At 61.4% G+C, this 12,927-nt stretch carries 10 protein-coding genes; 1 reads left to right on the forward strand and 9 read right to left on the reverse strand.

The genetic code is table 11. From position 1 onward, the window contains the following. The 9 genes from KP701_RS03935 to KP701_RS03975 all read right to left on the reverse strand — a co-directional run bounded on the left by KP701_RS03935 (position 1) and on the right by KP701_RS03975 (position 12,012). Positions 1-1,671, reverse strand: coding sequence for an efflux transporter outer membrane subunit (locus KP701_RS03935; protein WP_252345372.1), 1,671 nt, complete (start codon positions 1,669-1,671; stop codon positions 1-3). Next, positions 1,671-2,963: an efflux RND transporter periplasmic adaptor subunit gene (locus tag KP701_RS03940; protein ID WP_215745804.1), complete on the reverse strand. Its 1,293-nt coding sequence runs from the start codon at positions 2,961-2,963 to the stop codon at positions 1,671-1,673. The genes KP701_RS03935 and KP701_RS03940 overlap by 1 nt, the downstream gene beginning before the upstream one ends. Beyond that, positions 2,960-6,127: an efflux RND transporter permease subunit gene (locus KP701_RS03945; RefSeq protein ID WP_215745805.1), complete on the reverse strand. Its 3,168-nt coding sequence runs from the start codon at positions 6,125-6,127 to the stop codon at positions 2,960-2,962. Before KP701_RS03945 ends, KP701_RS03940 begins: the two co-directional genes overlap by 4 nt. Before the next feature lie 170 nt (positions 6,128-6,297). Next, on the reverse strand, positions 6,298-7,728 hold the full coding sequence (locus KP701_RS03950) for a HAMP domain-containing sensor histidine kinase (RefSeq protein WP_215745807.1): 1,431 nt from the start codon (positions 7,726-7,728) through the stop codon (positions 6,298-6,300). Then, complete coding sequence (locus KP701_RS03955) at positions 7,715-8,440, reverse strand: response regulator transcription factor (protein ID WP_371818884.1); 726 nt, start codon at positions 8,438-8,440, stop codon at positions 7,715-7,717. The genes KP701_RS03950 and KP701_RS03955 overlap by 14 nt, the downstream gene beginning before the upstream one ends. Positions 8,441-8,509: 69 nt before the next feature. Further along, positions 8,510-9,742, reverse strand: a complete 1,233-nt coding sequence (locus tag KP701_RS03960) for a DNA recombination protein RmuC (RefSeq protein ID WP_215745810.1) — start codon at positions 9,740-9,742, stop codon at positions 8,510-8,512. A gap of 46 nt (positions 9,743-9,788) precedes the next feature. Further along, positions 9,789-10,034, reverse strand: coding sequence for a hypothetical protein (locus tag KP701_RS03965; RefSeq protein ID WP_024717246.1), 246 nt, complete (start codon positions 10,032-10,034; stop codon positions 9,789-9,791). A 122-nt stretch (positions 10,035-10,156) separates the two neighbouring features. Beyond that, positions 10,157-11,332, reverse strand: coding sequence for an aminoacetone oxidase family FAD-binding enzyme (locus KP701_RS03970; protein WP_215745970.1), 1,176 nt, complete (start codon positions 11,330-11,332; stop codon positions 10,157-10,159). A gap of 11 nt (positions 11,333-11,343) precedes the next feature. Further along, positions 11,344-12,012, reverse strand: coding sequence for a glutathione S-transferase family protein (locus KP701_RS03975; protein WP_215745812.1), 669 nt, complete (start codon positions 12,010-12,012; stop codon positions 11,344-11,346). Positions 12,013-12,089: 77 nt separating this feature from the next. Here KP701_RS03975 and minC point away from each other — a divergent pair, with 77 nt between their 5' ends. After that, positions 12,090-12,818, forward strand: coding sequence for a septum site-determining protein MinC (gene minC / locus KP701_RS03980; RefSeq protein WP_215745813.1), 729 nt, complete (start codon positions 12,090-12,092; stop codon positions 12,816-12,818). Positions 12,819-12,927: the final 109 nt, after the last annotated feature.

The following is a 12,927-nucleotide window of genomic DNA, read 5'->3' on the forward strand; positions in this document are numbered from 1 at the left end:
TCAGGAGCGTCCCGTCAAGCCTTGCGGGCCATTCTCCGACACGCGATCGCCGCGCAGATCATTGTCCAGCGGGGACGCATGACTGTCGATACCGTTCACGGGCTTCGGCGTCCGCAAGTCCTTGTACTGGAGCGGGCCAAACGGATCGATCTGCTTGATGCCCGGCAGGTCACTGGCGCTCCAGCCACCACCCAGGGCACGGACCAGACGCACGGAGGACTGGACCTGTGCCGTCTGGACCTCGACCTCGGCCAGACGCGCCTGAAGGGCATCCTGCTGGGCCACGAGGGCATCAAGATAGTTCGACAGACCGCCCGTATAGAGCGCCATGGTCATGCTCTGCGTGCGCAGCGCCGCATCCACCGCTTTCTGCTGCTGATCCTGGGCGATCTTGAACTGGCGTGTCTGGGTCAGGCCATCTTCGACATCCTGGAACGCGGACAGGACGACAGAGCGGTAATTGTCCACCATGCTCCGGTACTGCGACCAGGAGCGCTGAAGCGCTGCACGCCGCAGACCACCGGTAAAGGCCGGCTCGACCGCCTGAACTGCGATCTTCCAGAAGGCCCGGGAGATGCTGGCGAGATCGAAACCCCCGTCCTCAAAACCGCCTTCGGCACTGAAAGTGATATGCGGGTAGAACGCGGCGCGTGACACACCGATGGCCCGTGCTGAAGCAGCCATCTGCCGTTCTGCAATGGCGATATCGGGACGGCGTTCAAGAAGCGACGCGGGCAGTCCCGCATTGATCTTCACCACCCCGAAATGCATTTTCACGTCCTTGACGGGCGCGATATGGAAACCTGCGGGGGCCGTGTTGAGCAGAACCGCAATCGCGTGCTCCATGACGTTGCGCCGGGCGATCAGATTGCTCTTGCCTGCCTGCGCGGAATAGAGCTGGGTCTCTGCACGCGAAACATCCAGCCCGGCACCGATCGAACCCGCCTGACGCAGTTCCGTGATCTCGACCGCGGCCCGGAAGTAGCGGATGGAGTCATCATAAACCGCGTTCTGGGCATCAAGCCCGCGCAGGGCAATATAGTCGGACGCCAGTTCCGCTTCCAGACTCAGCCTTGCCAGCGCGTACTGGCCAGCCGAAGCCTGCGCCAGATTTTTCTGCATCCGCGTGGTGTTACGGATCGAGTTCCAGAAATCCGGCTCCCAGGTCGCAGCACCGCTATAGGCCTGATTGGACTCATAAACGAGACTGCTGCTCGTGGCCGGGTTGTTATACAGTCGGCCGATGGAGCCCTTGTTGTCGCTCATGTGAGCCGCGCCAGTCACCTGCGGATACAGACGGCTTTCCGTCTCGCGGGCTACATCGCGGGCCTGCGTGAAGGCTTCAGCGGCAGCCTGCAGATCGGGATTGACGGCCAGCATACGCTTTTCGAGCCCATCGAGAATGGGATCGTTGAACATGGTCCACCAGTCACTGCGGACAACGCCATCCGCGGGCTGCGCATTGACCATCAGCCCCTTCCCTTCCCATCCTTCGGGATAGAGAAATTTCTGGGGATGATATTCAGGCGACAGATCACATGACGCCAGTCCGATCGAGAACACGCCGGCCAGAGCCGTCGTGATTCGCCACTTGGAGCGGTTACGTCTGGAAGAAGCCGTGGCGGACGGAGATGACTGGAGCGGGGATGACTGGGAACATTCCGGTTTCATCAGCGAGATCCGGCCTCCTCAGGGTTTGCATCATGCTGACGGACAGGCTGCTGATCTGCATCCTGCTGCGCTTTGCTCGGCGTGTTGTATCCCGGCGTGGTCGGGACGATCTTGACTTCGTCCCCTTCCAGCAGATCAGCAGTAGGGTTGGCAACCACACGGTCGTCTTTTGTAATACCGCTGAGGACCTGGACTGTTGTGCCAAAGTTGATGCCGACGGTCACATTCACCAGATGGGCGTGGTTATTGATGACCTTGGCCACCTGTGTTCCCTCGGCCCTGAAGATGATCGCGCCTTCCGGCAGGATCAGGATGTTCGGATTGCCCGGGGCAGAAATATGCGCCGTCGCATAGGAGTTCGGCCACAGCAGATTATCGCTGTTATCCAGCGTCAGCTCGGTCGTAACCGTACGGGTCGCGGCATTGAAGGCGTTGGCAGTTGCGAGGAACGTCGCCCGGAAGTGGCTTCCCGGATACTGCGGCACCGTCAGCTCGGCTTCGATCTTCGGGGAAATGACGCTGGCGAAATCCTGCGGGACCGACACGAACACGCGCATCCGGTGCACATCAGCGACCGAGAACAGTTCGGACGCCGTGCCCCGTGAATTGAGATTGCCTCCGCCTGCGTTCACGTAGTCGCCCACGTTCACCAGACGCGATGTCACGATCCCATCGAACGGCGCGACGATCTTCTTGAAGTCCTCCAGGGCCTGGAAGCGGTCCACATCATGACGCGCGGCTTCAAGCTCGGCTTTCTGGGCGGCGGCATTGGCGGCCTGCACGTCCACTTCCTGACGCGACACGGCCTGTGTTCCCTTCAGGGCCGTCCAGCGTTTGGTCGTGATCAGAGCCAGATTATACCGCGCCAGAATGACGTTATAATGCGCCTTGGCTGCCTCGAACTGGGCGTCAATGCTCGGAGTGCTGATTTCAGCCAGAACATCGCCGCGTTTCACATGCGCGCCGTAGTCCTTGTACCACATCTTCACATAGCCCGAGACCTGCGCGTAGATCGGCGCCTCATACCAGGCCGCGAGATTGGCCGGAAGATCGACCTGCCGCGTCTTCGGACCCGGCTGCGGCGCAATCAGGGTGACGGGCGGAATGGCCGCGTCTTCTGTCGCGCCTGTCAGGGAATGATAATGCGCTCCCCGCTGCACGATCCCCCAGGCCGCCAGTGCGATCGCCAGCAGGATCACCACCAGCAGGACGAGCTTGCCGCGTGTTCCAGAACCCGTGCGTGCCGGATGGTTTGTCGGAGGCACCTGCCCCTGATCCGCAGAATGGCTCACGCGCGGTCTCCTTCAGGCCCAGCAGGCCGCTTGTAATGAATAAGGGCAAAAACGCAGGGAACAAAAAGCAGGGTGGCAACGGTTGCCACGAGAAGGCCGCCGATCACCGCCTTGCCCAGCGGCGCATTGTCGGAATTGCTGATGGACATCGGGATCATGCCGATCATCATCGCCAGCGCTGTCATCAGAACCGGGCGGATACGTTCATAACCCGCTTCCAGCGCCGCCGTGATGGCATCGCCGTGATGATCCATCCGCTCCCGGGCAAACGATACCACAAGGATGGCGTTGGCCGTGGCCGTTCCCATGCACATGATCGCACCCGTCAGGGCTGGGACCGACATGGCGGTATGGGTCAGGAACAGGCTCCAGGAGATACCACCCAGAGCGCCCGGCAGGGCAGTGATGATGACGAACGGATCGAGCCAGGACTGGAAGTTCACGACGATGATCAGATAGACCAGCACAATCGACAACGCGAGCCCACCGATCAGCTGGACATAGGCGTCATTCATCGTCACGGCCTGACCGCGGACCACCATGCTCGAGCCATGCGGCAGCAGCTTGCGCTCATGGTTCACGATCCGGTTCACCGCCCGCGAGACAGTCCCAAGATCCATGTCTTCAGGCGCGGCATAGATATCGAAGACCGGCATGATGTTATAATGCGCGATTTCCGACGGTGTTCCGGTCTGCACCAGCGCACTCAGGCCACCCAGAAGCTGCGGCGTCTGGTTGGTCGGGTTGCCGTCTCCCTTGTCGATCGGGAGGATTTCCAGATCGTTCATGGTCTGCAGATAGTTCGCAGGCGCCTGAACGTCGATCAGCTGCGATGTGCCCTGCGCATTCAGGTAATAGGTCTGCCCCACCTGCCCACTGCCGGACAAAGTGACAAGCGCATTCAGAGCCACGTCCCGTTCGGTGATGCCCGTTCCGAGCGCGAAGCTTCGACGGTTGTTCACCATGATGGTCGGCTGCGTCATCGGCTCCTGAATGGAGACATCCGTGATACCCGGAATATGGCGCAGTTTCTTGGCAAGCTGCGTTGCAAAGCGGAAGTTGTCGCTCAGATCACGCCCCACCACCTGCACGTCAATCGGGGACGGCAGACCGAAGTTCAGGATCTTGGCCGTAAGATCACCCGGCTGGAACGTGAAGATGGTTCCCGGGAAATCATTGGTCAGCCCCTTGCGGAGCGTCCTGCGATATTCGGCGATCGGACTTTCGGAATTGCGAAGCTGGATCGTGATGTCGCAGTCCTGCGACCCCACGGTCGGAGACGGGATCATGGCCTGGTTCAGCTGACTGAACGGCAGACCGCAGTTGTTCACAACATTGACCACCTGGCCCGGCAGCAGGCTGCGGATCCGGCGCTCGGCCAGCCCGGCGATCTTGCCGGTTTCTTCAAGACGGCTGCCGATCGGCGCGCGCATGTGCATCTGCAGCGTGCCGGATTTGATTTCCGGAAAGAAGTCCTGCCCGATGAACAGCAGCAGCGCCATGGACGAGACCGCTGCCAGCAGGAACAGCGTCACGAAACGGCCACGGATCGAGATCAGGGTCTCGAGGATCGTTTTGTAATGCTCACGGAAGCTGGTGAACCGCGCCTCGAAACCCCGTTGGAAGCGACCGAAAATGCTCAGCTTGCGGTTATGCCATTCCGGATCGCGATGCATCCGGACCTGCGCCGCCAGCATCCAGTTCGCCATGGTCGGAACCAGTGTCCGCGACAGGATGAAGGACGCGATCATCGCGAAGATGATGGCCTCGGCCATCGGCATGAACAGCCAGCCCGAAATGCCCGTCAGTTCGAACAGCGGCAGCCACACGATACAGATACAGGTCGTGGACACGAAAGTCGGAATGACGATCTGGTTCGCCGCATCAATGATAGCGTCTTCGAGTTCCTTGCCGGTCTCGAGATGCGCATCGATATTCTCGATCATGACGGTCGCGTCATCCACGAGAATACCGACCGCCAGCGCCAGACCGCCCAGCGTCATCACGTTGATGGACTGACCGGCAATACTCAGCCCGATGATCGAGCACAGCATCGCCAGCGGAATGGACGTCGCCACGATCACGGTCGAGCGCCACGAGCCCAGGAACAGCATGACCGTCAGACTGGTCAGGATCGCGGCCGTGATCATTTCACGCACCACGTCCACGACCGATTCCTTCACGAAGCTCGACGCATCGGTCAGGATGCTCACCGTCGTCCCGGCCGGAAGCGTTGCCTGAACCTGCGGCAGAAGCTTCTTGATACCACTCACGACAGACAGCGTGGATGCATCACCGCTCTTGAGGATGACAATCAGAACCGCCTGCTGCCCTTTCACAAGGACCGCATTGATCTGCGGTGGCCCTCCTCGATGAACCCACGCGACATCGCGCAGATAGATCACAGAATTGCCGACCTGCTTGACCGGCATCTTGTTGAATACTGCCAGATCAAGGGGCGTCGAATTCGTCTTCACCATCCAGTCGAGCTGGCCGATCCGCTGGTCACCGGCCGGAAGAACGATGTTCTGCAGGTTCAGCGCCGCAGCCACGTCCTCAGGCGAGAGCCTGTGCGCAAGCAGCTTGATCGGATCGATATCCACCATGATGTCCGGGGCCAGACCACCATAGGGATTGGGAATGGCCGCCCCGGGCACGGAAATCAGCTCCGGCCGGATCAGGTTGGAGGCCATGTTGTAGATTTCCGACCCGGACATGGTCGGATTGTTGACCTGCAGCGTCAGGACCGGAACGGAAGACGCATCCATCGCCAGAATCAGCGGGGGCGTGGCGCCGTTCGGGAGCTGCTTGATGACCGTCTGCGAGACCGACGTGATCTGCGTCTGCGCCACCGCCGTATTGGTGCCCGGCTGGAAGAAAATCTTCACAATGCCGCGCCCGTAATAGGACGAACTTTCAATATGTTCGATGTTGCTGACGGTCGCTGTCAGGGCACGTTCGTAATAATAGACGATACGTCCGGACATGTCGTCAGGCATCAGGCCCGTATAGGACCAGATGACGGCCACAATCGGGATCTTGATCGAAGGAAAGACATCCGTCGGCGTGGAAACGATGGCCCTGACCCCGAAGATCAGGATCATGATCGACAGAACAACGAAGGTATAAGGCCGCTTCAGCGCGGTAACGACAATGGCATTCATGCGGTCAGACAACCCCTTGGGGCTCTTCCTGGTCCGGTCATTCTCAACGGGTGTCCCCTTGCAAATTGATCCGAGTCATATCCATCGAGACTCAGACGACAAGGAAAATTCTGTTTAAATATCAAGACACATGGCAAACATTGACATGATACGACACATTCAGGCGCTTTTCAGACAGAGGCTGGCGGCGCGAAATGAATGGTGAAAACCGCTCCGGGCAGCGCCTGGCCGGGATGGGCGGACACGATATCCACTGAAGCTCCATGCAGCCGCAGGATCGCCGACACCAGACTCAGCCCCAGACCACTTCCCGGGACATGCCGACTTTTATCCGAACGATAGAACCGGCCCATGACGGCCTTGCGCTCGTCCTCGGCAATACCGATCCCCGTATCGGCCACCTGAAGCCAGGTTGCCCCGTCAGGCCCCTGCCCCGCACTCAGCCGGACCGTTCCCGGCTCAGGTGTAAACTTGATCGCATTGTCCACGAGATTGGCCAGAACCTCGTTCAGCAGGTCCTTGTCTCCGAAAAGCGGCACCGGTTTGTCCGAATCCATCACCTCCAGCATAACACCTTCGGTTTCGGCGATGGGTTCATAAAGATCCACCACGCCCGCCAGCAATTCGCGCAGATCCAGCATCGCAAATCCCGCCCGGCGACGACCGTTCTCGATTTCGCCGATCCGCAGCAGAGCCGTGATGACGGAAAAACACTGTTCCAGATCCAAAGCCGCCCGCTCGATCGCCCCCTGAAGCGCGGCCGGATCATTCGTGATGGCCGAAACACGCTCCAGCCGCGCCTTCACCCGCGCCAGAGGGGTCCGCAGATCATGGGCAATGTCGTTGCCCACATCCCGGATCTCGTCGAGCAGATGTTCCAGCCGGTCCAGCATCCGGTTGACCGAGACCGCCAACCGCTCGATGTCGTCGCGCTCGCGACCGGTCGGCAGGCGCTCATGCAGATCGCCATCCATGATGCGGTCAATCGCCTCATGCATGTCCTTGATCCGCCCCAGCGCACGGTGGCTCAGGAAAATCCCGGCCATCAGGGCGAACGCCACGACCGGCACCACGGACATCAGCGCCGCGCGCTTGGTGATGTAACGCAGTTCATTCGCCATATGCAGCGAGCGGGCCAGAACGAGAATACGGTCGCGGTTGCCGTTCGTCCCCTCGACCTCGACGGCCAGATACCGCATTTCGTAGGGCGTATCCCCCGGCGGCGCATCCCAGAGACGCTGCGTCTTGGGAGAGACCTCAAGCCCGACCGGCCATTTCTTGATGTCCCCCGCAATCCGGTTGCGGCTCATGTCGAACAGGGCCGCCCCGTTCAGGATCACGCGCAGATCGGTCTTGCTGCGCTCACGGACTTCATATTCAAGCTCGGCTGGCGTCTCGTGAACCAGCAGCGCCGCCTCACGCTGGAGCAGATCGGTCGAGCGCTGCTGCTCGTATCCGCTCATCTGGCCGTAAACGAGCCCGAACTGCAGCGCCATCCCCGCGATGATCGCCACGACAAAAGCCAGTGTCAGCCGGAACGTGGCCGTTCGGAAAAGATCGGCCCGGAAGAGTTCGGAAAAGCGCAGTTCAGCCCGGGACACGCAGACTGAACCCGGCACCGCGGATGCTGTGAATGAGCGGCGGCTCGCCGGGAACGTCAATCTTGCGCCGCAGTTTCCCGATATGGACATCCACCAGGTTCGTCTGCGGAACGAACCGGTAGTTCCACACATCCTCAAGCAGCATGGTACGCGTCAGCACGGTGTCGGGACGGCGCATCATGTATTCCAGCAGCCGGAATTCGCGCGGCAGGAGATCGATTTCCTGCCCGTTGCGAAACACCCGGCGCTCGATCAGATCCATTTCAAGCGGGCCGACCCGGAGCATCGTCACGCGGCTGTCCGTCGGACGGCGCAGCAGCGCTTCCAGGCGGGCCGCCAGCTCTTCCATGGCGAAGGGCTTGGTCAGATAATCGTCCCCGCCTGCCTTGAGACCGCTCACCCGGTCATCCACCGCCGAAAGCGCGGAGAGCACCAGAACCGGAATGTTGATCCGCTGGGCGCGCACGCTTTCAATGACAGTCAGCCCGTCCAACTCCGGCAGCATGCGGTCCACGATCATGAGATCAAACTGCCCGGCACAGGCATGATCCAATCCTTCAACGCCTGTTGCGGCGCGCGTCACGTCATAGCCGCGCGTCGTCAATTCCTCGGCGACCTCGGCCGCAATGCTGTCGTCATCCTCAATCAGCAGAAGCCGGGGAGAGGGTTCGGGAAGGCGCTCAGGCGCCCCGGATTCATGTGCGGACGTCATGCTCATAATCTTCACATGGGGCAGCGCCCCATGTCATCCAATTAAAATCGCTCTTAAAGGTGCCGAGGCTCAGGGCAGGGACGTCTCGTCCAGCACCTCTTCCATTTCGTCCGCCGTTCCGTCCAGCGCCCGCAGACGCCGCCCAAGCACACGCGTCCGGCGCCGGGCCTCTTCGATCGTGTTGCCCATGGTCCCGGCATTGCGATGCAGCTTTTCCAGAACCTGATCCATCCGCAGCATTTCCTGCCGCGTCGCTCCCAGAAGCCCCGCAATGGCTTCCGTCCGCTCCTCAAGCGTCAGCGTGACATATCCCAGATGCACCGTCCGCAGCATCGCAGGGAGAAGCGACGGTCCCATCACCATAACCCGATACAGCCGGCCGATCTCGTCAATCACGCCGGGCATGCGGGCGATTTCGGCATAAAGCCCGTCCGTCGGCAGATACAGCACGGCAAATTCGACCGTCACCGGCGGCAGGATATATTTGGAGGCGATCTTCTTCGCTTCGAACCGGATGACGTTTTCAAGCTCGCGCCGGGCCTGACGCTCCGCCAGCGCATCGCCTGCTTCCGCAGCATTCAGCAGCCGCTCATAGGCTTCGGTCGGGAACTTGCTGTCGATTGCCAACCGCGGCGGCGTCTCCGTTCCGCGCATTGGCATCTTTACAGCGAATTCCACATTCTCGCCCGCCGTCCCGAGACGGAAATTCGTGTCGTAGCTGCCTTCGGGCAGGATATCGTCCAGAATGGCCCGGCACTGTGCTTCGCCCCAGCCTCCCCGCGTCTTCACATTGGAGAAGAGACGCTTCAGGTCCCCGATCTGCGCCGTCACACTCGTGACTTCACCCAGCGCCTTCTGCATGACGCTGAACTGCTCCACCACACGCTGGAAGCTGGTCTGCATCTGCTTTTCGACAGCACCGTGAAGCTGTTCGTTCACAGTCGCGCGGATCCGTTCGATCTGTTCGTTCTGGCTCTGCGCCATCTCCCGCAACGCATCAGACAGCAGGAGGCGTCCCTCGGCCTGATCCTGCCCCAGATTGCGGGCCAGCGTACTCAGACGCTCGCTGGTCTCCAGCCGGAACTGATCCAGCCGCCCCGACAGCACCCGCTCGACTTCCGACAGATGTGCCCGGTGATACTCAACGTCCTGTGAGCGCTCCTGTGCCTCACGCTCCAGCAGGCGCTCGAACCGGCCGCCGCCATTGCCGCCCCGCAGAACAGCCAGAAATGCGACCAGCAGCGCGACCGCCGCCACGATCCAGGGAAGAAACTGCGCCATTCCGGAAATATTCTCCTGCATGGCGCAGTCCTACCCGCTCAGCACAATACGGCCAATGCCGTCTGTATTACGGCTGATGGATATTGCCGTAAGACGCGGCACCAAGACCCGGGCACGAGCACGGCGCACCCAGCGGAACCTGCGTCGGCATCTTGCAGGTATAGATCCCCGCCTTGCAGGTATAGCCATACCCCGCGATCGGTGTGCCCGGCGCCACGGGACCGGAAGCCGCCGTGCCGACACAGGCGCCAAGCCCCAGAAAGGAGAGACCGGCAGCAGCACGCAGAACATGACGGAAAACGGAACGAGACATTTCGATGTGTCCTTGATCGGCCAGTTTCAGAAAACCGGAATTGGAAAAGCGGAAACGGATCGCCACCTCATCGGTTGCCGCGTGATCGGACGTCAGGATGGCAATCCTGTGGCAAAGAGCATCTAGCGATGTCCGGCCGCCGCCTGCCCCGCCGCAACACCACTCGCCCAGGCCCACTGGAAATTGTGACCACCCAGCCAACCCGTCACATCCACGGCCTCGCCGATCGCATAAAGTCCCGGAACATCACGGGATTCGAGTGTCTGGGACGACAGATCCCGCGTATCGATCCCGCCCCGCATGACCTCCGCCTTGGCATAACCTTCCGTACCGGCGGGGCGAAGCTGCCAGTTCGACACACGCTCGGCCAGCGCCTTGATCGCGCGGTCCGGCTGGTTCGCCAGCATCGTGTCTCCCAGCCCCACAGCCAGAACGCGGGCCAGTCGCTGGGGAAGCGCTTCCAGCAGACTCGGCGGCAGAGCCTTCGGACGGTCTTTCTTGACCTTCAGCAGCACATTCAGCGCATTCTGCCCCGGCAGAAGATCGATCTGCGCCGCATCCCCGGCTTCCAGATAGGATGAAATCTGCAGAATCGCTGGGCCGGACACACCACGATGGGTAAAGACCATTCCGTCTTCAAACCGCGGCCCCTTCTTGCCCACGCGCGCTACGATCGGCAGCGATACGCCTGCAAGTTCCGGATCGGCATCCGCCAGAACCAGCGGCACGAGTGCGGGTGCTGGCGGCACAATCCCCAGACCGAATTTCCGCGCCAGCCGCAGCGACAGATCCGACGCTCCGAGCTTGGGAATGGACAGCCCACCCGTCGCGAGGATCACCGCCCCGGTCCGGATCTCGCCCCCATCCGTGACGATGATGAAGCCGTGCTCCGCCTGCCGCACATCAAGAATGCGGGTCTGCATCCGCAACTCACATCCGGCGGTCCGGCACTCCGAGACCAGCATGTCCACGATCTGCCCCGCCGAGCCATCACAGAAAAGCTGCCCCCGCGCCTTCTCATGCCAGGCAATACCGTGGCGGTTCACCAGCTTGAGAAAATCCTGCGGCGTGTATCGTGCCAGTGCGGAACGCGCGAAATGGCGGTTCTGCGAGATGAAACAGTTGGGCCCGGTCTCGAGATGCGTGAAATTGCATCGCCCCCCGCCCGAAATCAGGATCTTGCGCCCCGGCTCCGGACCATGGTCCAGAACTAGGACCCGCGCCCCGTTCTGACCGGCCGTCGCCCCAGCCATCAGCCCCGCTGCACCGGCTCCAAGCACAATCACATCGGGGTTCATCATGGCGGCTCTCAGAAATCCAGATTGGCGTAATGCGCCGGCGGCGTGATGCCACTGACCTTGTCAGACAGCAGCCCCCGGAAACAGGGGCGCGACTTCACCCGCGCATACCAGTCCTTCGCGGCAGGTGCCTTGGACCAGTTCACGTCACCGATGAAATCCAGCGCCGACAGATGGGCCGCGGCTGCGAAATCGGCGAGCGACAGCGCAGGCCCCGCAAGCCAGGAGCGCGTCTCCGCAAGCCAGCCGATATAATCAAGGTGAAAGCGCATGTTCGCATAGCCCGCTCGCAGCGCATTGCCGTCCGGGTGACCGCGTCCGAACTGGCGCTTGTCGACCTTTTCGCCGAGCAGGTTCCGTGTGACCTCATGGGCGAAGCGGGTGTCGAACCAGTCCACGAGCCGTCGCGTCTCGACGCGGTCGGCGAAAGTACGCCCCAGAAGCGGTGTATCGGGATAGGCGTCTTCAAGATATTCGCAGATGACACGCCCGCCCGGCACGGCCAGACCATTTTCCTCAACCAGCACGGGAACCTCGCCCGCGGGATTGAGATGCAGGAATTCCTCACGCTGTTCCCAGACCCGCTCAATGACAGGTTCGAACGGGAGTCGCTTCTCGCTGAGGGCGAGCCTCACGAGACGGCATTGCGGAGAAAGTGGAAGGTGATGCAGGATACGCATTGCCACTTTCTAAGTCAGCCGATACCCGCTCACAAGAGCCTCACCGACTGCCCGACACAGGTCCGACGATTTTCACGATGCCCGATCCCGTTTCCGCTACCACATCGAACACCCCCATGCGCATCCGTGCGCGCGGCCGCTCCTTCTTGGCGCTCGTCCTGTCCCCCGAGGCGCCCCTTCCCCTCTGGCTGGAAGGTCTCGACTATCAGATCGCCCGTTCAGGCGGTCTTTTCACCGGAAAACCGGTCATTCTGGACCTCGGCCTCCTCAGCGAAACCACACCGGGTCTGGCGACGCTACTGGACGATATCCGCAGAAGAGGTGTCCGGATCATCGGCATCGAGGGCGGGAGCCGTCACTGGCCGGCGGTCGCGCACTGGGACTGGCCCGAAACCCTTGATGGTGGCCGTCCAGCCGGGGAAGTCGAGATCCCGGAAGATCCGTCTGCAAGCGCGGCGGGGCCCGTGTCCGGTGGGGGGACGCTCATCATCGAGCAGACCGTCCGCTCCGGGCAAAGCATACAGCACATGCAGGGCGACGTGATCATCCTCGGATCAGTCTCGTCCGGCGCCGAGATCGTGGCCGCAGGGTCCATCCATGTGTACGGAACGTTGCGGGGCCGGGCGATCGCCGGGGTGGGCGGACAGTCCCAGAGCCGGATTTTCGCAAGCCGGATGCTGGCCGAACTGCTGGCCCTCGACGGATATTACGCCGTGACGGAAGACATCGATCCTGCGATCCTCGGACAGGCCGCGCAGGCTACCCTGGACGAGGACCGCGTCCGCGTCCTGCCTCTGACGACATGAACTGAACTGCGAATTGATGGGGTCTGCCACGAAAGCGCCCCTATTCGCAGGTTGCCGCAGGGTATAAAACTTTCATAGAATGGGAAACCGGTTGCGGTAACCCGTCACA

The organism is Gluconobacter sp. P1C6_b (genome assembly GCF_018811945.1).
GTDB lineage: Bacteria > Pseudomonadota > Alphaproteobacteria > Acetobacterales > Acetobacteraceae > Gluconobacter.

What these genes read in the sequence shown, in the direction of transcription:
- KP701_RS03935 (WP_252345372.1), bottom strand. Translation starts at nt 1,671, where the DNA reads ATGAAACCGGAATGTTCCCAGTCATCCCCGCTCCAGTCATCTCCGTCC.
- KP701_RS03960 (WP_215745810.1), bottom strand. Translation starts at nt 9,742, where the DNA reads ATGCAGGAGAATATTTCCGGAATGGCGCAGTTTCTTCCCTGGATCGTG.
- KP701_RS03945 (WP_215745805.1), bottom strand. Translation starts at nt 6,127, where the DNA reads ATGAATGCCATTGTCGTTACCGCGCTGAAGCGGCCTTATACCTTCGTT.
- KP701_RS03965 (WP_024717246.1), bottom strand. Translation starts at nt 10,034, where the DNA reads ATGTCTCGTTCCGTTTTCCGTCATGTTCTGCGTGCTGCTGCCGGTCTC.
- KP701_RS03975 (WP_215745812.1), bottom strand. Translation starts at nt 12,012, where the DNA reads ATGCGTATCCTGCATCACCTTCCACTTTCTCCGCAATGCCGTCTCGTG.
- KP701_RS03970 (WP_215745970.1), bottom strand. Translation starts at nt 11,332, where the DNA reads ATGAACCCCGATGTGATTGTGCTTGGAGCCGGTGCAGCGGGGCTGATG.
- minC (WP_215745813.1), top strand. Translation starts at nt 12,090, where the DNA reads ATGCCCGATCCCGTTTCCGCTACCACATCGAACACCCCCATGCGCATC.
- KP701_RS03955 (WP_371818884.1), bottom strand. Translation starts at nt 8,440, where the DNA reads ATGACGTCCGCACATGAATCCGGGGCGCCTGAGCGCCTTCCCGAACCC.